21 protein-coding genes are annotated in these 20337 nt (G+C 30.9%); 7 read left to right on the forward strand and 14 right to left on the reverse strand.

Annotated features, from left to right (window positions below):
- The 4 genes from ACTG3S_RS02120 to rsfS form a co-directional block, all read right to left on the reverse strand.
- Window positions 1-724: phosphatidate cytidylyltransferase (locus ACTG3S_RS02120; RefSeq protein WP_439127726.1), on the reverse strand; the 724-nt coding region annotated here is incomplete at its 3' end.
- A gap of 1 nt (window position 725) precedes the next feature.
- Window positions 726-1310 (reverse strand): hypothetical protein, encoded by a 585-nt coding sequence (locus ACTG3S_RS02125; RefSeq protein WP_439127727.1) that lies wholly within the window; start codon window positions 1308-1310, stop codon window positions 726-728.
- Window positions 1311-1332: 22 nt separating this feature from the next.
- Window positions 1333-3318, reverse strand: coding sequence for an ATP-dependent zinc metalloprotease FtsH (gene ftsH / locus ACTG3S_RS02130; RefSeq protein ID WP_439127728.1), 1986 nt, complete (start codon window positions 3316-3318; stop codon window positions 1333-1335).
- 15 nt (window positions 3319-3333) lie between these two features.
- Complete coding sequence (rsfS, locus tag ACTG3S_RS02135; RefSeq protein ID WP_439127729.1) at window positions 3334-3702, reverse strand: ribosome silencing factor; 369 nt, start codon at window positions 3700-3702, stop codon at window positions 3334-3336.
- Between the two features lie 87 nt (window positions 3703-3789).
- Between rsfS and ACTG3S_RS02140 the strand changes: the two genes are divergently transcribed.
- Window positions 3790-4521, forward strand: a complete 732-nt coding sequence (locus ACTG3S_RS02140; RefSeq protein WP_439127730.1) for a biotin--[acetyl-CoA-carboxylase] ligase — start codon at window positions 3790-3792, stop codon at window positions 4519-4521.
- Here the strand turns inward: ACTG3S_RS02140 and ACTG3S_RS02145 are convergent.
- Together ACTG3S_RS02145 and pyrE are read right to left on the reverse strand one after the other, a co-directional pair.
- A complete protein-coding gene (locus ACTG3S_RS02145; protein ID WP_439127731.1) occupies window positions 4518-4907 on the reverse strand; it encodes an SRPBCC family protein in 390 nt (129 codons plus the stop codon). The two genes, ACTG3S_RS02140 and ACTG3S_RS02145, sit on opposite strands and share 4 nt — an antisense overlap.
- Before the next feature lie 11 nt (window positions 4908-4918).
- Complete coding sequence (gene pyrE, locus ACTG3S_RS02150) at window positions 4919-5560, reverse strand: orotate phosphoribosyltransferase (protein ID WP_439127732.1); 642 nt, start codon at window positions 5558-5560, stop codon at window positions 4919-4921.
- A 7-nt stretch (window positions 5561-5567) separates the two neighbouring features.
- Between pyrE and ACTG3S_RS02155 the strand changes: the two genes are divergently transcribed.
- Window positions 5568-6164 carry an NUDIX hydrolase gene (locus ACTG3S_RS02155; protein ID WP_439127734.1) on the forward strand — a complete coding sequence of 199 codons (597 nt, stop codon included), beginning with the start codon at window positions 5568-5570 and terminating at the stop codon, window positions 6162-6164.
- Between the two features lie 55 nt (window positions 6165-6219).
- Complete coding sequence (locus tag ACTG3S_RS02160; RefSeq protein ID WP_439127735.1) at window positions 6220-7881, forward strand: SulP family inorganic anion transporter; 1662 nt, start codon at window positions 6220-6222, stop codon at window positions 7879-7881.
- A gap of 81 nt (window positions 7882-7962) precedes the next feature.
- Here the strand turns inward: ACTG3S_RS02160 and ACTG3S_RS02165 are convergent, their stop codons facing one another.
- The 6 genes from ACTG3S_RS02165 to ACTG3S_RS02190 all read right to left on the reverse strand — a co-directional run bounded on the left by ACTG3S_RS02165 (window position 7963) and on the right by ACTG3S_RS02190 (window position 15074).
- On the reverse strand, window positions 7963-10179 hold the full coding sequence (locus tag ACTG3S_RS02165) for a molybdopterin cofactor-binding domain-containing protein (protein WP_439127736.1): 2217 nt from the start codon (window positions 10177-10179) through the stop codon (window positions 7963-7965).
- Complete coding sequence (locus ACTG3S_RS02170; protein ID WP_439127737.1) at window positions 10176-10640, reverse strand: (2Fe-2S)-binding protein; 465 nt, start codon at window positions 10638-10640, stop codon at window positions 10176-10178. Before ACTG3S_RS02170 ends, ACTG3S_RS02165 begins: the two co-directional genes overlap by 4 nt.
- Before the next feature lie 61 nt (window positions 10641-10701).
- On the reverse strand, window positions 10702-11820 hold the full coding sequence (locus ACTG3S_RS02175) for a lactonase family protein (protein WP_439127738.1): 1119 nt from the start codon (window positions 11818-11820) through the stop codon (window positions 10702-10704).
- Between the two features lies 1 nt (window position 11821).
- The gene (locus ACTG3S_RS02180) at window positions 11822-13567 is read right to left on the reverse strand and encodes a M14 family metallopeptidase (protein ID WP_439127739.1); all 1746 of its coding nucleotides are present in this window, start codon (window positions 13565-13567) and stop codon (window positions 11822-11824) included.
- A 6-nt stretch (window positions 13568-13573) separates the two neighbouring features.
- The gene (coaD, locus tag ACTG3S_RS02185) at window positions 13574-14029 is read right to left on the reverse strand and encodes a pantetheine-phosphate adenylyltransferase (RefSeq protein ID WP_439127740.1); all 456 of its coding nucleotides are present in this window, start codon (window positions 14027-14029) and stop codon (window positions 13574-13576) included.
- Window positions 14030-14096: 67 nt separating this feature from the next.
- The gene (locus ACTG3S_RS02190; RefSeq protein ID WP_439127741.1) at window positions 14097-15074 is read right to left on the reverse strand and encodes a D-alanine--D-alanine ligase; all 978 of its coding nucleotides are present in this window, start codon (window positions 15072-15074) and stop codon (window positions 14097-14099) included.
- Window positions 15075-15159: 85 nt separating this feature from the next.
- Here ACTG3S_RS02190 and ACTG3S_RS02195 point away from each other — a divergent pair, with 85 nt between their 5' ends.
- Both ACTG3S_RS02195 and ACTG3S_RS02200 read left to right on the forward strand, forming a co-directional pair.
- A complete protein-coding gene (locus tag ACTG3S_RS02195; RefSeq protein ID WP_439127742.1) occupies window positions 15160-15723 on the forward strand; it encodes a PASTA domain-containing protein in 564 nt (187 codons plus the stop codon).
- 57 nt (window positions 15724-15780) lie between these two features.
- Window positions 15781-16818, forward strand: coding sequence for an RluA family pseudouridine synthase (locus ACTG3S_RS02200; protein WP_439127743.1), 1038 nt, complete (start codon window positions 15781-15783; stop codon window positions 16816-16818).
- Window positions 16819-16879: 61 nt separating this feature from the next.
- On the opposite strand, the gene ACTG3S_RS02205 is transcribed toward ACTG3S_RS02200, so the two are convergent.
- A complete protein-coding gene (locus ACTG3S_RS02205) occupies window positions 16880-17392 on the reverse strand; it encodes a superoxide dismutase family protein (RefSeq protein WP_439127744.1) in 513 nt (170 codons plus the stop codon).
- Window positions 17393-17411: 19 nt separating this feature from the next.
- On the reverse strand, window positions 17412-18200 hold the full coding sequence (locus ACTG3S_RS02210) for an MBL fold metallo-hydrolase (RefSeq protein ID WP_439127745.1): 789 nt from the start codon (window positions 18198-18200) through the stop codon (window positions 17412-17414).
- A gap of 167 nt (window positions 18201-18367) precedes the next feature.
- Between ACTG3S_RS02210 and ACTG3S_RS02215 the strand changes: the two genes are divergently transcribed.
- Window positions 18368-19222: a PPK2 family polyphosphate kinase gene (locus ACTG3S_RS02215; protein ID WP_439127746.1), complete on the forward strand. Its 855-nt coding sequence runs from the start codon at window positions 18368-18370 to the stop codon at window positions 19220-19222.
- Window positions 19223-19287: 65 nt separating this feature from the next.
- Entirely contained in the window at window positions 19288-20112 is an 825-nt protein-coding gene (locus ACTG3S_RS02220) for an exonuclease domain-containing protein (protein ID WP_439127747.1), read from the forward strand.
- The last annotated feature ends 225 nt before the right edge of the window (window positions 20113-20337 follow it).

Raw genomic sequence — 20337 nt, forward strand, 5'->3', positions numbered from 1 at the left:
TACCTCCATGACCTGGCATGATATTGCCACTGTCTTTTATGTTTGCTTGTCTTTTAAGTTTAGACTCTACTAAATCTCCAATAGTACCAATTACAGAAACAATTGTTGCGATAATTAACCAATTGACTAAAGTATAATCTTTATTTATTGTACTAATAATGTATGCAGTAATAAGCGCAAAAATAAAACCGCCCAAAAAACCTTCTTGTGTTTTTTTAGGAGATACAGAAACAAACAGTTTTTTCTTACCTAAGTTTTTTCCTACTAAAAAAGCAAAACTATCATTTACCCAAATGAGTACCAATATAGATATCATTAAATAGGGTGCATAATTTTGATCTTTAAAAGGGAGTAATATTAAAAAACAAATTGAAAAAATTAAATATCGAATGGTTAAACCTAGTTTTTGTCTTTCTGTAGAAAATGTAATTTCTTTTTTTGCAAATAGCTGATAAATTAAATATAAAGATGATAATAAATTAATGATAAGGATACCCGTAACAGAATAACTGACAGGTCGTTTAATCATTAAAAAAAGTGTAAGACCGAAAAAAATGTAAGTAATTATACTTTTAAAATGTATTAATTTAGAAAGTTCCCAAATACAAAGTAAGCCAAATACTGCAACTAAAGCTATATAAGACTCTTTAGAAAAAAGAATAGCAGAAACAAAAATTAAAACGTAAATTATTCCAGAAAAACTCCTTCTTAAAAGGTTGCGCATATTATAAATCTTCTAACAGCAGCAAATATAAGTTTTTTGAATTACTGTTGCCGTAGTTTAGAAAATTATCATCATTTTTATTTATTTCGTAATTTTTTACCGATGATATATTAGTAGGTATACTTTCTTTGTATCTTGTTTTAATACCTGTTAGACCTTCACCGGTGTTTTTAACGAGTTGACTTGTAGTTGCATACACAATGAAGTTTTCTGAAAACTCTGATAATTTAGTGCTTTTTAGTTGATTGGAAGAAAAAAGAATATCACCATTGTCTGCAATTAAATGCTCGCAAGTTGTAAAAAATGGAATGGATTTTTTTAAGTCTGAATCTAACAAAATTTCTTTTTCATTAAAAAAAGTCTTTAATTCTTTATTATTTACTAGTACCTTCTTCCAGTTATTTTCAGATAAAATACTGCTTATATTTTGTTTTATTTCTTCTTTTTTAAGACAATACAAAAACTTGCCACCCTTTTCTATAAAATTGTGTACAAATAAATCGTCTAGAGATAAATCTACTTCTTGTTTTTGAATTTCTTTATCTTCCTTAATAGGTATGTTAAATAGTTTCTTAAAAAACTTCATTCTGTAATTAAAGATTTTATAATTATTCTTCAGTACTCTCTGTTACTGGGGGAATATTTATTTCTTCTTCAATTTTTTTAGGATCTTTTACTTCTGTATCTAAAGCTTCAAAAGGTCTTTTACCAAATATTTTTTCTAAATCGTCTTTAAAAATAACTTCTTTTTCTAAAAGTAGCTCTGCAAGTGTCGTTAACTTTTCTTTATTATCTGATAATAATTTTACAGCTCTTGCATATTGAGTTTCTATCATTTTAGAAATTTCCTCATCAATTTTTTTGGCAGTGTCATCACTATAAGGTTTAACAAATGCATCATTTCCAGAAGAGTCATAATAAGTAATATTACCTACTTCATCATTTAAACCATACACAGTTACCATTGCTCTAGCTTGCTTCGTTATTTTTTCTAAATCGCTTAAAGCTCCTGTAGAAATTTTGTTAAAGATGATTTTTTCTGCGGCTCTTCCTCCTAAAGTTGCACACATTTCATCTAACATTTGTTCAGTTTGTACTATTAATCTTTCTGCAGGTAAATACCATGCTGCTCCTAAAGATTGCCCTCTAGGTACAATAGTAACTTTTACCAATGGTGCTGCATGTTCTAACATCCAACTAACAGTAGCATGACCAGCTTCATGAAAAGCAATTACTTTTTTCTCTTTTGGAGTAATTACTTTGTTTTTCTTTTCTAAACCACCTACAATTCTATCTACAGCGTCTAAAAAATCTTGATGATGTATGGCTTTTTTGCTGTTTCGAGCTGCAATTAGAGCAGCCTCATTACACATATTTGCAATGTCTGCACCTGAAAAACCAGGTGTTTGTTGTGCTAAAAATTCTAAATTAACATCATCTGCAAGTTTTAAAGGTTTTATATGTACCTCAAAAATTGCTTTACGTTCGTTTATGTTTGGCAAGTCTACATAGATTTGTCTGTCAAAACGACCTGCTCTCATTAATGCACTGTCTAAAACATCTGCTCTGTTGGTTGCAGCAATTACAATAACATTGGTATCTGTACCAAAACCATCCATTTCTGTAAGAAGTTGGTTTAGCGTGTTTTCGCGTTCATCATTTCCACCAGTCATACTGTTTTTACCACGAGCTCTACCTATGGCATCAATTTCATCTATAAATATGATAGAAGGTGATTTTTGTGCAGCTTGTTTAAATAAATCTCTAACTCTAGATGCGCCCACACCTACAAACATTTCTACAAAATCTGAACCAGATAAAGAGAAAAAAGGAACTTCTGCTTCTCCAGCAACTGCTTTTGCAAGTAATGTTTTACCGGTTCCTGGAGGTCCTACTAACAATGCTCCTTTTGGAATTTTACCTCCTAAAGAAGTGTATTTTTCTGGATTTTTTAGAAAATCTACAATTTCTTGTACTTCTTCTTTTGCACCTTCTAAACCTGCCACATTCTCAAAAGTAGTTTTTACTTTGGTGTCTTTGTCAAATAATTTCGCTTTTGATTTACCAATACTAAAAATTTGGCCTCCACCACCTGAACCTGCACCACCGCCAGACATTCTTCGCATAAAAAACAACCAGATAGCAATTAAAATAATAAAAGGTAAAAAGCCTATAAAAGTATCTATCATACTTGTTCTGCTTTCATTTTTTAAATCAAATGTTAAGTCGTTTTCTTTTTTAGCTTTTTCTAAATCATTTTCAAAATTTTGTAAATCCCCAAAATTGTATTCATAGAGTGATGAACCTTTTCTGTAAAAAGCAGAATTTATTAATTTTTGATATTTTGCCTTTTTTAAAGCTTCGTCTTTAATAAAAACTTGTGCTATGTTTTTATTAACAACTAAAATTTTAGAAATATCATTTTCTTTTAAAATCTCATTAAATTCGTTTTTAGAGATTGTTTTTGTAGCTAAATCTCCACTACTAAAAAACTGAAAACTTATAATTAATAAGAATATGGCACCATAAATCCAGTAAGCATTAAACTTGAATTTTGGTGAATTTGTATTGTTGTCTTTATTAGAATCTTTCATTATTTTGTCTAAAATTTAGGCAGGTTTAATTTCTGTAATTTTTGCATCACCCCAAAGGCTTTCTAGGTCGTAAAAGTCTCTAACATGTTTTTGAAAAACATGTACAACAACATTTACATAATCCATTAAAACCCATTCTGCAACACCTTCACCCTCTACATGCCAAGGTTTATCTTTAATTTGTTTGCTAACTGTTTTTTGTACTGAACCAGAAATTGCGTTTACTTGTGTGTTTGAGTTACCTGTACAGATTATAAAATAATCGCATACCGTATTTTCTATATCTCGTAAGTCTAGTAATTGAATGTTTTCTCCTTTAACTTCTTCAATACCTTGAATGATTACAGCGATTAAATCGTCTGTGCTTACTTGTTTTTTTATCATTAATTTTTTTCTAATTTAAACGCAAAGTTATTATTTTTTTGCGACTATTTTGCCTAATTTTGAACTACTTTACAGTTTATTTAACAGTTGAAAATAATCAAACTTAATGCCATTGCTTCTACCAATTCTTTTTTAAAAGAAATGGCAAAAGATTCTGCCTTAGAAAACTTTACAGTTGTACAAACAGAGAATCAGTTAAATGGAAGAGGGCAACAGCATGCTAAATGGGTTTCTGACCCCTTTAAAAACCTGACTTTTAGTGTGTTTGTTAAGTTTAAAGATTTTAATTTTTTAGATAAAAAATATCTAAATTTTGCAATTTCTTTGGCTATTTTTGAAGTTTTAAAAGAAGAAAATATAAAAAATATTGCCATCAAATGGCCTAACGACATTCTGTCAGGAAAGCAAAAAATTTGCGGAATTTTAATAGAAAATAATATAAAAGGAACTAAAATTAATTCTTCTGTAATCGGAATTGGTTTAAATGTGAATCAAAAATTATTTTCTGAAAGCTTAAAAAATGTATCTTCTTTAAGTAATATAAGTGGTAAAATTTTTGATTTAGATGATTTACTAAAAAAAATCATTTTACAAATAGAACTTAAAATTAGAAAATTAGAAAAACAAGACTTTAAAAGTTTAGAAACAGATTATTTAAATGTATTGTACAAAAAAAACATCCCAACTATGTTTAAAGATAGTAAAGATGTTTTGTTTATGGGAATCATTAGAGGTATTTCTAATGATGGAAAACTTAAAATAGAACTAGAAAACGAATCTGTTGCAGAATTCGGCATCAAAGAAGTTGCTATGGTTTAGAGTTTTCCTATATTTTCAGATAATGTGTCTACAAATTTTGTCAATGGTTTTTTAATCATCATCGCCATCATTGGGTTAAATTCACCTTCAAAATTTAAAGAAACTTCACTTTTGTATTCTTCAATTTTACCAATGTTTGCAGCCAAAGTAAATGGTAATTTACTACTTGCAGCACCTAAAGTAATGTTAGAAAATGGCGTTTTTTCCTTTAAAACCAATCTAATTTCTGGCATACCAGGTAAACCAAATAAAAAAGAATCTCCATCAACTTCAAATTTATTGATGTTTTCTGGCATAATTTTTTCAAAATTATTTAAGTCAGAAAAAAAATTGAACAATTCTTCTTGAGATTTTTCTACAGTTACACTTGTTCCTTCTATATTCATTTATCTTTTTTTTATTGTTTCCAAATACTTGGATTTTGTCTCCATTCTTGTAGAGTAATCAGTTCTTTTTCAGAAATATAACTACTGTCTAACGCTTGTTCTAATAAGTTGTCGTAATTACTCAAAGTGGTTAGCTCCACATTTTTTTCTTTAAAATTTTCTGTTGCAACATCAAAACCATAAGAAAAAATAGCAACCATACCTTTCACCACAGCATTGTTTTCTTTTAATGCTTCTACAGCATTTAAACTGCTTTTACCTGTGCTAATTAAATCTTCTATAACCACCACATTTTGGCCACTTTCTAAATAGCCTTCAATTTGGTTTTTTCTACCATGTTTTTTAGGTTCTGGTCGAACATACACAAAAGGTACACCCAATTCTTGAGCTACTAAAACCCCAATTGCAATAGCACCAGTTGCAACACCAGCTATAACATCAGGTTTACCATATTTATTCTCTACAATTTTTGCAATTTCTTGTTTTAAGAAAACACGAACTGGAGGATATGAAAGCGTCACTCTATTGTCACAATAAATTGGCGATTTCCAGCCTGATGCCCAGTGGAATGGCTCATTTGGACTTAACTTTATTGCTTTAATTTGCAATAAAAGTTCGGCTGTTTTTTTTGACGTATCTTTGTTTAAAATCATATCGCAAATGTATAAAGTTTTTGTAAATGATAAGCCAATAATTGTAACATCTTCTCAAAATAATGAGAATAATTTTCCAATATATCTCTTAAAAAATACTGTAAAAGAAGAAATTATTTATAAATTAAAAAACGAAAACATTTCTGGAGTAAATTTATACACGCCAGATTTAGATACAGGTTGGCAATTTTTTGTAAACTCTTTTGATGTTGTTTCTGCTGCTGGTGGTTTGGTTTTAAATGATAAAAAAGAAGTGCTTTTTATTTTTAGAAATGGTGTTTGGGATTTGCCAAAAGGTAGGATAGAAAAAGGAGAAACCAATGAAAAAGCTGCTGTTAGAGAGGTAGAAGAGGAGTGTGGTATTGCTAATTTATCACTTGTCAAACCTATTATTACAACCTATCATACTTATTATCAAGATGGTTTAAAATTAAAAGAAACTTTTTGGTTTTTAATGACTTCTGACTTTAATGGAACCTTAATTCCGCAATTAGAAGAAGGAATTACAGAGGTTGTTTTTAAAGATGAAACAGCCATCCAAAAAGCTTTTAAAAATACTTACGAAAACATACAATTGGTTTACGATACTTACTTGAAAATGTGATTTTCTCGAAAAACCTACTATCTTTGCCGACTTTAAAATAGCCGCAAAAATTATTATGACTGAATTTATTAAAAAAATTACTCCAAATGCTAAAGATGATATTTTAGCAGGTATTACTGTTTCTTTAGCAATGATTCCAGAAGTGGTTGCTTTTGCTTTTGTTGCGCAAATAGATCCTTTAGTAGCGCTTTCTGGTGCATTTATTATTGGACTAATTACTGCTATTTTTGGTGGTAGACCCGGTTTAATATCTGGAGCAGCAGGTGCAGTGGCTGTTATTTTTGTTTCTATGATTTCAGAAGGCCATACCAAAGGAATGTTGTTTGATACACCCATAGACAACATGGGTTATTTTTATTTATTAGCCTGTGTTATTTTAATGGGAATTATTCAAATATTTGCAGGAGTTTTTAAAATAGGAAAATTTGTACGTTTAATTCCGCATTCTGTAATGATGGGTTTTGTAAACGGATTAGCCATTGTAATTTTTTGGGCGCAAGTAAAAATGTTTTCTCATAAATCTTTACAAGTTTCCGCTGATGGTGTAAAGGAATACGTAAGTACTTTTATGACAGGTACAGAATTATATATTATGCTTGGTTTGGTGGCTTTAACTATGGCTATTATTTGGGTTTTACCAAAAATAACCAAGAAATTACCAGCCTCTTTAACAGCTATTTTAGTTACAACTTTTCTTGTAGTAATTACAGGATTAGATGTTTCTACAGTAGGTTCTTATATTATTGAAGGTGGAGGAACAGGTTTAAAAGGAGAGTTTCCTACACCAAATACAGAACTTTGGCAAAACTTACCTTTTAATTTAGATACACTTACATTTATTTTACCATTTGCTTTTTTAGCAGCATCTGTTGGGTTAATAGAGTCTTTAATGACCATGAATTTAGTGGATGAATTAACAGAAACTAGAGGAAATGGAAACAGAGAATGTGTGGCACAAGGTGCAGGAAATATTTTAAGTGGACTTTTTGGTGGTACAGGAGGTTGTGGTATGATTGGGCAAACAGTTATTAACATCAATGCTGGTGGTCGTGGCCGTCTGTCTGGTATTATGATGGCACTTACCTTACTTACATTTATTCTTTTTACAGATAAATTGATAGAACAAGTACCCATTGCAGCGCTAGTGGGTGTTATGTTTATGATGGTGATAGAAACTTTTGCTTGGTCTAGCTTTAGAATTTTAAAGAAAATACCAAAATCGGATGCTTTTGTGTTAATAGTTGTTTCAGCAGTTACAGTAATATTCGATTTAGCCATTGCTGTTTTTGTTGGAGTTATTATTTCTGCTTTGGCTTTTGCTTGGGAAAACGCAAAGAAAATTAGAGCTAGAAAACGTTTTAAAGAAGACGGTACTAAAATTTACGAAATTTGGGGACCTTTATTTTTTGGAAGTATTTCTGCTTTTAACGAAAAGTTCGATGTAAAAAATGACCCAGAAATTGTAGAAATAGATTTTGTAGAAGCTCGTATTTCTGACCATTCTGCTATAGAAGCCATTTTTGCATTGGTAGAAAAATACCAAGCAGCTGGTAAAAAAATAACCTTAAAACATTTAAGTGAAGATTGTAAAGTGTTATTATACAAAGCCTCACCTATATTTAAAGATATTATAGAAGAAGATATTGATGACCCACGTTATCATTTGGCTGCAAATCCAGAAAAGTTTCCGAAACCTTTGGGCGAGTATAAGTTTTAGATAAAACTAGATAAGATAAATGAAAGCTCAACTTTTTAAAAGTTGAGCTTTTTTTGTTAATTATCAGGATTAAACTTTTAATTAAACCCAACCTTCATCCACCAAAGGCAAACTTCTAACGCGTTTTTCGGTTGCATTAAAAATGGCATTACAAATAGCAGGTGCAATTACTGGTACACCAGGTTCACCAACTCCAGTAGGTGGTTCATGCATTTTGTCCATAATATGTATGTCTATATTTGGGGCATCTTTCATGCGTGTCATTTGATAGTCGAAAAAATTATGTTGTTGCACAGCACCATTTTCGGTAGAAATTTTTCCATACAAAGCAAGCGACATACCAAAAATAGTAGCGCCTTCTAACTGGTTTTTTATATTGTCTCTATTTAATGCCAAACCACAATCTATGGTTGTCCAAACATTTTCTACTTTAACTTTTTTGTTTTTTATAGAAACTTCTACAATTGTAGCTACATAACTATAAAAACTGTAATGTATAGCAACACCCAAACCATGATTTTTTGGCAATTCTTTTCCCCAATTTGCCATTTTTGCAGTTTGGTTTAAAACATCCTTTAAGCGTTTTGAATTGAAAGGGTAATTCGATTTCCCTTTGACAATTCGGTCTTTACCAATTAAATCTAAATGAAATTTTACAGGGTCTTTTTTTGCAGCATAAGCCAATTCATCAACAAAAGAATTAATACCAAAACCACTATGAATATGGACCACAGAGCGCAACCAACCAATACGTAAATTGGCTTCGGCTTTTATATTTTCTAATCGAAAATTTTCTAATTCATAAGGATTATTGGTAAAACCTTGCCCAAGTTCAAAACCAGAAGCGTAATCTGACAAAGGTTTAAAAGAAGATACAATTGATGGAAAGCCCACTCTTTGCAACCAGCCAGTTACTTTGCCATTTTTATCTAAACCGCCTTTTAAATATTGTGCACTTGTAGCGTGGTAAAAACTATGTTGTATGTCATCTTCACGCGTCCAAACTACTTGTACAGGTGCATTTATTTCTTTGGATAAAGCTACAGCTTCCACTACAAAATCGGATTTTGATTTTCTACCAAAACCACCTCCTAAAAAAGTCACATTTACAGTAATTTTATCCACAGGAATTTCAAAAAAATGTGCCAATTCGCTTCTAGCTGTTTGAGGATCTTGTAAAGGAGCCCAAACTTCAATTTTATCCTTTTGAAACCAAGCTGTAGCATTGGGTACTTCCATAGGTGCATGTGCCAAAAAAGGAACATGATAAGTAGCCTCTAGAGTTTGTTCGACGTTTTTAAAAGCCGAATTTACATTTCCACGACTTCCAGGAACTAACTTACCTCTTTTTTGAACACGCTCTATTAGTGTTTTTTTAAATTCTTCTGAATTAAAAGTTTCATTTTCGCCTTTATTCCATTTAATGTCTAAAGTTAATTTCCCTTGAAAAGCAGCCCAAGTATTGTTTGCAATTACAGCTACTCCACCCAACATCCCAAAGAATTTTCCTGTAGGTGGTTTTAATCGATCTATTTGAATGATTTTTTCTACACCTGCAATTTTATCGGCATCATTTTTTTCAAAACTTTTTACAGTACCAAAAGTAACAGGGCATCTAGCCACAGCAGCAAATTTCATATTCGGAATGCGAACATCAATGCCATAAGTTGCTGTACCATTTGTAAAGTCTTTTAAATCGACACTTTTTAGCGTTTTTCCAATAAATTTAAAATCCTCTACTTTTTTAAGCTGAATTGAATCTTGTTCTGGGATTTCTATTAGTGAAGCATCTTCTACCAAATCTCCAAAGAAAATTTTCTCCTTTGTAGTTGTATTAATAATATGATGATTTTCAGCTTTACAAACACTTTCTGTAACATTCCATTTTTTGGCAGCTGCAGAAATTAACATCATTTTTGCAGTTGCACCCATTTTACGCATGGGCGTTAATTTTGTGCGTACACTTCTAGAGCCATCTGTATTTTGATTGCCATATTTTTCATGTCCAATAGCTTGTTTTACAGAAACATAATTCCAATCTGCTTCTAGCTCATCTGCAATGGCAGACGCTAAAGAAGTTCTAATTCCTTGGCCCATTTCTGAACGTGAAGCAATTAAAATAACTTCCCCATTTTTTTTGATTTGTATGAATAAATTCGGTTCAAAAAAATCTTTGTTTACGGTTGGTTTAAATTTTTTCTCTACTGTGTTTGTGTTGCAGCCCAAAATAATTCCACCAGAAGCCAAACCAAATAACTTTACAAAATCGCGTCTATTTATTTTTTCAATTTTGCTCATATACTTTCATTTTTAAGTGCTACAGCTCTGTGAATTGCTTTTCTTATTCGTGTGTAGGTTCCACATCTACAAATATTGCTACTCATTACTGCATCAATATCTTTATCTGTTGGGTTTTCTATTTTGTCTAATAAGGAAGTAGCAGCAATTAATTGTCCAGATTGACAATAACCACATTGAGGCACATTTCCATCATTCCAAGCTTGTCTTAAAAACTCTAAATTTTTAGAAGTTCCTTCAATGGTAAAAATTTGTTTTCCAATAGCTTCAGAAACCAAAGTGCCACAAGATTTTACAAGATTGCCGTCTATTAAAACGGAGCAAGCGCCACATTGTGAAACGCCACAACCGAATTTTGTACCCGTTAAACCTACAATATCTCTAATTGCCCAAAGTAAGGGCATGTCTTTTGGTACTTCTATGGAGTACGTTTTTTCGTTGATAGTTAAATCTGTTTTCACCTGTAGTGTTTTAAAAACTACAAGTTACAAATAAAATAAATTGAATAAAACCTTTTAACTTTTAAAACAAAATACAAACAGGTGTTGGCGCCGAAATTTCATCAACTAAAATTAGTTTACCCGTTTTTGCGTCTCTTTTAAAAGAAACAATATTGTCTGTATCTTGATTGGCAACTAATAAAAATTGATTGTCGGGAGTAAGTGCAAAATTACGAGGATGTGCTCCTAAAACAGATTGATAACCAACAGTTTTAAGCCTTCCGTTTTCTGGGTTAACTTCATAAATTACTATAGATTCATGACCGCGATTAGAGGCGTATAAAAATTTACCATCATTTGAAATATGGATATCTGCAGCTTTGCTAAATGCTTTAAAGTCTGAGGGTAAGGTATTTGTCGAAAAGTCTACTGCATAAACATTGTTTTTTTCTTTTACCAAAGAAACTGTATTTTTCAATTCATTTAAAACATAGATCCACTTGTTATTTGGATGAAAAGTTAAATGTCTTGGGCCTGCTCCTTCAGCCATTTTTAGTTTTTTTTGAGCTGTAAAAACCAGTTCGTTTTTTACGGAATATATTTTAGAAAACCACAATTCGTTAGTTCCTAAATCAACAGCAATAATTTCTTCTTTATTTGGATGAAACCATGCGGAATGTGGGTGCGGACTTTTTTGTCTTTCTGTGGTTCCTTTTCCTGCATGTTGTTGTACGTGTAAAAGTGGTGAAAGTTCACCTGAAGCTTCTGCTTTTAAAAGTCCGACATTTCCACCAGAATAATTGGCTACAACAATATAATTATCATTATTAATGGCAACAAAGCAAGGGTTTGCACCACCAGTTTCAGTTTTGTTTATAAGTTGTAAACTATCTTTTTCAATTTTGAAAGCACTTATAAATCCTGTGCCATTTTTATCTGTTTCTCCAACCGCAAACAATGTTTTTTTGTCTTTAGACTTGGTTAAAAAAGTTGGATTTATAACTTCTGCCATCAAACCAACATTAGACAATTTTCCATCACTAGAAATTTGATACTTGTAAATACCTTTGCTGTCTTTTTTTGTGTAAGTGCCGACATAGAAGGTCATAAAATCAGTGTTTTTTTTATCAATTTTTTTTGATGATTTTGTTTTACACCCTAACAGGAAAATTATTGCAAGTAATACAAAGATTTTTTTCATTTTAATAAACTTTAAAAACCGGTAACATTAAATGTGCAGGTTCGTAATGTGGTGAGTTTTTATACACAAAATCTAGTTGCATTCTTGGGTTGTTAGCAAAAGTTTCATCGGTTTTTAGTTTTTCTTCAAAAGCAGCTTTTATTTTTGGGTTTTCAGCTAAAATTTTTGCTGCAACATCTTCAAAAACATAGGCAGAATAGCCTTCTTTTTTTTGTAAAACTGTATCGAAAAAATTCCAGTTAAAAAAAGAGTCTGTTGCTTCTGCTTCAAGCGTTTCTAATAAATAACGAACTCCGTTTTGATTGGTTGGAATATATACATCGCCCTTTCTAAATAGAATTTCTTTTGTAGATTTTTTGGTAGTTGTATTATAATGTAAATAATGCCCTTCGTAGGCAGCTTTTCTTGTCTCGTAATCATCAATATGGCTGACCTCTACAGTAATTAGGGTGTCTTTTTTTAGCGGTGTAAAATCGATGTTATTTACTTCTAAACGATCAATAACTGTATGCCAACCTTGAGGTAAAACATAGGCTTTAGGAATGCTTACTTCTTTATCAACTAAAAAGTTATTGTAATATTTAGTTTTCTTTTCAAAAGGTTGATTTACATCATAAAATAAACGTTTACCAGAAGTTACTTCACTGTCAATATACGAAGCTTCATATCCTTTAAAATTTAAAGTTGTAGGATTTTCTCTATCAATTTTATAAGTAATAGGGTAGGTTTTTTTTCTTAAAATTTCATCTACAGCTTTAGAACGTAACCCTTTAATTTTTTCAGAATTCTGTTCCATAAAATCAAAAGCAGAAATCATTAATTCATAGGTTTGCTCTACGCGAATTTTATAAGGCTTCAACATATGCGTTTCTACCATTAAACCTAGTGTATGGAACAAAGTTGTATAACCTGTAGAATATCTTGGTGAATCGAAAAATTGAGAAAAACCAGCTTCTGGTGTATTGCCCCAAACATTTACATAAGGTGTAATAATTATATTTTTTTCTTGTAATGATTTTTCTAATGCTGGTCTCATTTCGCTTTCTAAAAATGAACCTAATTTGCCACCTAATTTATTATGTTGGGTAAATAAATGGGTAATTGCATATTGGTAATCTGCCCCATTACTTACGTGATTGTCTATAAAAACATCAGGATTGACTGTATGAAAAATCTCAGCAAATGCAGCTGCATTTTTGGTGTCTTGTTTTATAAAATCTCGATTTAAATCAAAATTTCTAGCATTGCCCCTAAAACCATATTCTTTTGGGCCATTTTGGTTGGCTCTTGTGTGCGAATTTCGGTTTAATGAACCACCAATATTATACACAGGAATTACAGCAATTAAAGAGTTTTCATATTTCTTTTTCAAAGAATCGTTTTGTACAATATCTCGTAGAAGCATCATAGAAGCATCGATGCCATCTGATTCGCCTGGGTGAATACCGTTATTTATTAAAATTCTATTTTTTTTAGAATTTGTAATTTCTTCAACATTGTAAATTCCTTCTCTATTATATACTACCAAATGTAAAGGTTCGCCTGCATCTGTTTGCCCGAAAGAAAAAAGTGAAATCTCTGAGTATTCTTCTGCCAATTGCTCATAATAATCAATGACTTCTTTGTATTTTGGTGTTTCTGTGCCTCCAGATTTTTCAAAAGTAGTCGTAAAATCTACCTCATTTTTTTTAGAATCATTACATGAAAACAGTAAAGTTAAAACAGCGAGTAAGAAAAGGTTTTTCATAATATTTTATTTAAGACGAACTGGTTCTGGTACTAATTTGGTGTAATCTCCATTATTTCTAATTACATCTCTTACTATAGAAGAAGATATATAAGATGTGCTTGCTGCAGTTAACAAAAACACTGTTTCTATGGGAGCTAAATCTCTGTTGGTATGTGCAATCGCTTTTTCAAATTCAAAATCAGCAGGGTTTCTAAGACCTCTAAAAATAAAATCTACATTATTTTGCACACAAAAATCAACGGTTAAGCCTTCGTAAGTAACTACTTTTATTTTAGGATTGTCTTTAAAGCATTCTTCAATAAAATGTTTTCTTTCCTCAAGTGAAAACATGTATTTCTTATCATGATTTACACCAATCGCAATAATTAATTCATCAAAAAGCGTAACGCCTCTTTCTATGATGTCAAAATGACCTAAGGTTATAGGATCAAAAGATCCTGGAAAAATTGCTCTTTTCATGGTTTTTAATTTTGGATAATTACAGTCAAAAAATTACGTATTTTATTTTTGATAAATATATTTTATACTAATTTTCTAAAGATGCTTCAATCGCATTCTCAAATAATTCAGATAAAGAAATACCAGCCACTTCTGCCTGTTGTGGTAAAATGCTTTCTTCTGTTAAACCTGGTACTGTGTTCATTTCTATAAAATAAGGAGTATCGTTTACAAAAATATATTCTGATCTCGAAAAACCAGACATATTTAAAACCTCATATACTTTTTTAGCTATTTTTTCTACTTTTTCTTTTTGTGTTTTAGTAATTCTTGCAGGGGTAATTTCTTGCGATTTCCCTTCGTATTTAGCTTCATAATCAAAAAAATCATTTTCTGAAACTATTTCTGTAATGGGCAACACTTTTGTTTCGCCTTTATATTGAATAACCCCTACAGAAACTTCTGTTCCGTCCAAAAAAGACTCAATCAAAATTTCATGATCTTCTTTATAAGCAGTTGCTATAGCAGGTAAAATATCTTCTTTTTTGTGTGCTTTTGAAATTCCGTAACTAGAGCCTGCACCATTGGGTTTTATAAAACATGGTAAGCCAACTTTGGCAATAATTACATCCAAATTTATTTCATCACCTTTATTTAAATAAACAGAGGTGGCTGTTTTAATTCCATACGCTTTTACAGCACTTAAGGTATCTCTTTTGTTAAACGTTAGGGCCATTTGATAAAATGGGGCAGAAGTATGTTTTAAATTGATGAGGTTAAAATACGCTAATAACTGTCCATTTTCTCCAGGAATACCATGAATTGCATTAAAAACACAATCAAAATTTATTTTTTTTTGGTTGATGATAAAAGAAAAATCATTTTTATCTATCGGATATTCATTTTCAGCATCGTCTAAAGCAACCCATTTTTCTTCTAAAATTAACACTCGAAAAACAGTGTACTTTAACTTGTTTATATGCTTGTAAACCACATTTCCACTTTTTACAGAAATATGTTTTTCGGATGAATAACCACCCATAACAATGGCAATGTTTTGTTTCATTAAGTTAAAAATAATAAAACAAATTTATCAAAATATAAATAGAAACAGCAACGTTTAGTTTTTATATATTTGTGTGATTAAAAAAATGATTATGAGTTTGGTTCAGTTTTTAAAAAGTAAAACTTTTTTTGTTCAAATAGCCATTGCTATTGTGGGTGTTTTAGTGTTGATTTTTGCCTTAAAATTTTGGTTGGGTGTTACTACAAATCACGACCAAAAAATACAAGTTCCAGATTTACAAAAACTATCTTTAGAAGAAGTAGATAGAAAATTAAAAGAATTAAATTTAGATTACAAAATTATTGATAGTGCTAGTTACAATCCAGATTATCCGAAAAAATCTGTTATAGAGCAAACACCAGAAGCTGGAGATTTTGTAAAAGAAAAACGTAAAATTTATTTAACATTAAATCCGTCTAAATATAGAGATATTACCATACCAGATTTAAATGGTCGTACAAAAAGACAAGCTAGTTCTCAATTACGAGCTATCGGTTTAAATGTAGGTGCAAATTACACCTATGTAAACGATATTGGTAAAGATGTAGTTCGTGGTTTAAGACATAAAGGTAAAATTTTAAATGTAGGCGATAAATTACCTCTAAACTCAATTGTAGATTTGGTTTTAGGTGATGGTAAAGGAAGGTAATTAAAGTTAGAAACCGTTAGTTTTTAGCAATATAAATATTTTAAGAAAGTTAGCATTTTGCAGGAAGAAAAAAATAAAGATTTAGAAAACGACGATTTATACGAACATTACAGATTTGTTGCTGGTGATGGACAAGTACCTTTACGTGTAGATAAATTTTTAATGAATTTTGTAGAAAATGCTACTAGAAATAAAGTGCAACAAGCTGCAAAAGCAGGCAATGTTTTGGTAAACGATGTTGCTGTAAAATCGAACTACAAAGTAAAACCTAAAGATGTTGTTAGAGTTGTTTTGGCATATCCGCCAGCAGAAAATTTATTGGTTGCAGAAAACATTCCTTTAGATATTATACATGAAGATGATGCTGTAATTGTAGTAAACAAACCAGCAGGTATGGTAGTGCATCCAGGACATGGAAATTACTCTGGCACTTTGGTAAACGGTTTAATTTATCACATAGAAAATTTACCAACAAATTCTAATGAACGCCCAGGCTTAGTGCATAGAATAGACAAAGATACGAGTGGCTTATTGGTGGTTGCCAAAACCGAATTTGCGATGGCACATTTGTCGAAACAATTTTTCGATAGAACCACTGAGCGTTTATATTACGCTTTGGTTTGGGGAAATATAGAAGAAGACGAAGGCACTATTGAAGGTAATATCGGTAGAAGTTTAAAAAATAGATTGCAAATGGCTGTTTTTCCTGATGGTGATTTTGGCAAACATGCAGTTACACATTTTAAAGTTTTAGAAAGACTTACTTATGTAACTTTGGTGCAATGTAAATTAGAAACTGGAAGAACACATCAAATTAGAGCACATTTTAAACATATTGGTCATACACTTTTTAATGATGAACGTTATGGAGGTAATGATATTTTAAAAGGAACTACCTTTACCAAATACAAGCAATTTGTACAGAATTGTTTTAAAGTTTTGCCAAGACAAGCATTGCATGCTAAAACATTAGGCTTCACACACCCAACAACAGGTAAGTTTTTACAATTCAATTCAGAAGTTCCTGAAGACATACAAAATTGTTTAGAAAAATGGAGGACTTACTCAGAACATTCAAAAGAAGAAATGGAGTAATTATAAGACAATAAAAAAGCCGAATTTAAAAATTCGGCTTTTTTATTAATTTGATTTAAAATTATTTTCTAACAATTTCACCACAACCAATTCTTGGGCCAGCAGCACCAGAAGGCTGAGAACTAAAATCGTCAGGACCTTCGTGAATAATAATGGCATGACCAACAACGTTTTTGGTAATATCTTTACTACCCACAGACCATAATACAGTTTCTCTTTCTAATGTGCCTTTTCCATCTGCACCTACAACTAAATTTCCAATATCTCCAACATGAAAAGGTTCTTGTTTCCATTTACCATGATTTTCGTTGGTAGGATTCCAATGTCCTCCAGCAGAAGTTCCATCATCAGCAGAACAATCTCCAATTGCATGTATGTGTATAGCGTGATTTCCTTCAGAGAGTCCAGAAAGCGATGCTTTCATGGTTACAATTCCGTCTTTTTCTATAAAAGTTACAGTACCAGAAACATTGCTGCCACTTTTTGGGCTAATGGTTGCTACTGCTTTTTTTTCGTTGGTGTTACAAGCAGCTAAAACAAATAGTAAAGATGCTAAAACACTTAATTTTTTCATTTTTTTTATCATAATTTTTCTATTTTCTATTTGGATACCAGTTCCATTGAACAACTTCAATAGAAGTATCTTTTTCGGTTATCATATTTTTAAATTTTTCCACATCACTTAAACCTTGTGTTCCTCTGTAGTGATAAGGATATACTTTTTTGGGTTTAAAAGCTAAAACTGCATCTGCAGCACTTTCTACAGGCATTGTGTAAGGTAAATTCATACAAACAAATGCTTTGTCTATATTTTTTAAATTCCGCATTTCTGGGATGTCTTCTGTATCACCAGAAAAGTAAATACGTTCGTTATTAATAGTAAGTATATAGCCATTCCCTCTTCCTTTTGTATGGAATTTTAAAGCTTCTTCTCGTAAATTATACATGGGTATAGCTTCAATCTTAAAAGAACCTAAATCTTTTTGTTCATCGTTATTTAAAACAATTATTTCTTTAAAATTTAAGGAGTCAATTTTGTTGGCAACAGCTTGTGGTGCAATCACTTTAGCTTCAGATAAATCCAAAGCCTCTAAGGTTTTCATGTTCATGTGATCTCCATGAATATCTGTAATTAAAACATACGTTGGTTTTGTATAATCAGCGAAAGCCTCTTTACCACCTGTTGGATCTAAATACATAGTTTCATTATTAAAACTGATGACAGCTGTGGCATGAGAAATAGGTGTTATTTCTGCTGAGGTGCTTTTTTCAGTATTAGAGATTGCTACATTTGTATCCTTTGTATTTGTTTCTTTTTTGTCTTTACAAGATGTTGATATAAAAAGAGTTAAAATAAAGCAAGTCAGAATTATTTTCTTCATAAATATTTAATTTTAGTTAGTTTTTCAAATTTAAAGATTTTAAAATTGCTATTGCGTTTATATAATTTAAATATTAACGCATTTAAAATAATGTTTTGTTAAACAATACTTTAAAATAGGGCTAAAAACGATATTTTTTTTATCTTTAAAAATTAATAAAAAGATGTATGAATTCCGATAATTATAGAGTTTCAGACCCCATAAAACTGGTGAATTTTGAAACAAAAGAAACTATAGAAGACGCAAAGAAAAAGCTAAAAAAACTGCGTAAGAAAATAAGTAAACTACAAGACACGATGTATGCAGAAGGCAAGTATAGTGTGTTAATTTGCTTACAGGGTATGGATACATCTGGGAAAGATAGTTTAATTAGAGAAGTATTTAAAGATGTAAATGCACGTGGAGTAGAGGTACACAGTTTTAAAGTACCTACAGAATTAGAACTAAAACATGATTTTTTGTGGAGACATTATATTGCTTTGCCCGCAAAAGGAAAGATGGGGGTTTTTAATAGAACCCATTATGAAAATGTATTGGTTACAAGAGTTCATCCTGAATATGTTTTTGGAGAAAACATTCCTACTGCTAAAAATGTAGAAGATTTAGATGATGGGTTTTACCATGATAGAATGGATAGAATTAATGATTTTGAAAATCATTTGGTTAAAAACGGAACCATTGTTTTAAAATTCTTTTTAAATCTTTCTAAAGAGGAACAAAAAAACAGGTTGTTAAGAAGGTTAAACCTACCTGAGAAAAACTGGAAATTTTCTGCAGGAGATTTAAAAGAACGTAAGTTGTGGGACAAATACATGTTCTGTTATGAAGATTTGCTAAACAGAACTTCTAAAGAAAAGGCACCTTGGTTTGTAATTCCTGCAGATGATAAACCAACAGCAAGATATATTTTGGCAGACATACTTTACAATGAGTTGCAAAAGTATGATTTTAAAGCACCCCAATTACCAAAAAAAATAGCTGATAGAATAGTAGAGTTTAAAGAGCAATTAGAAAACGAATAAACTAAAAATAGTTCAAAATTTTGAATTCTAAATTCAAAGTTGAGCAAAAACTAAAAAATTTAATTTTGAATTTAAAACTAGAAAAACCTATTGTTTTTTTCGATTTAGAAACAACAGGTGTTAACATAGCAACAGACAGAATTGTAGAAATTGCCATTTTAAAAGTATTTCCGAACGGAAATAAAGAAAGCAAAACTTGGTTGGTAAATCCAGAAATAGAAATACCACAAGGTGCAACAGATGTGCATGGTATTACGAATGAAAAAGTAGTTACAGAACCTACTTTTAAAGAATTAGCTAATGAAGTAAGTAAAATGATTGAAGGTTGCGATCTGGCAGGTTTTAATTCTAATAGATTCGATATTCCACTATTGGCAGAAGAATTAATGCGTGTAGGAATAGATTTTGACATGAAAAATAGAAAAGCCATAGATGTACAGGTAATTTTTCATAAAAAAGAGCAAAGAACCTTAAGTGCTGGTTATCAATTTTATTGCGGTAAAGAGTTAGAAGGTGCACATGGTGCAGAGGCAGATACCAACGCAACGTATGAGATTTTGTTAGCGCAGTTAGATAAGTATGATGATATTGAAAACTCTGTGGATGCTTTAAGTGAATACTCTACGCATGGAGAAAGAGCAGATTTTGCTGGTTTTATTTTAATGAATGAGGATAAACAAGAAATCTTTTCTTTTGGAAAATACAAAGGCAGAACTGTTGAAGATGTTTTAAAGGAAAATCCGGGGTATAATAATTGGATTCAGAATGCTGATTTTCCTTTATACACAAAAAAAGTTTTAAGGGAAATTAAAGAAAGGATGTCTGCGCCTAAAAATAAAATGACAGATGAAGAAAAATTACAAGCTTTGCAACAAAAGTTTAATTTATGATAGTTAAGATAATTAGTATTTTAGATCTCTAGATTATTAGATTTTCTTGTGAAAATAAATATGAAATAATCCAAAAATCTAATATGCCAACAATCTAAAAATTTATAAAAAAATGTTTACAGAATATAAAAATTTACCAAATACTGCCAGAGTTTGGATTTATCAAGCAGATAGAGTGTTTTCTGACCAAGAAATAGCATTAATTTCTGAGCAAGCAAAAGCATT

Origin of the sequence: Polaribacter sp. (genome assembly GCF_965656025.1) — a bacterium.
Classification (GTDB): domain Bacteria; phylum Bacteroidota; class Bacteroidia; order Flavobacteriales; family Flavobacteriaceae; genus Polaribacter.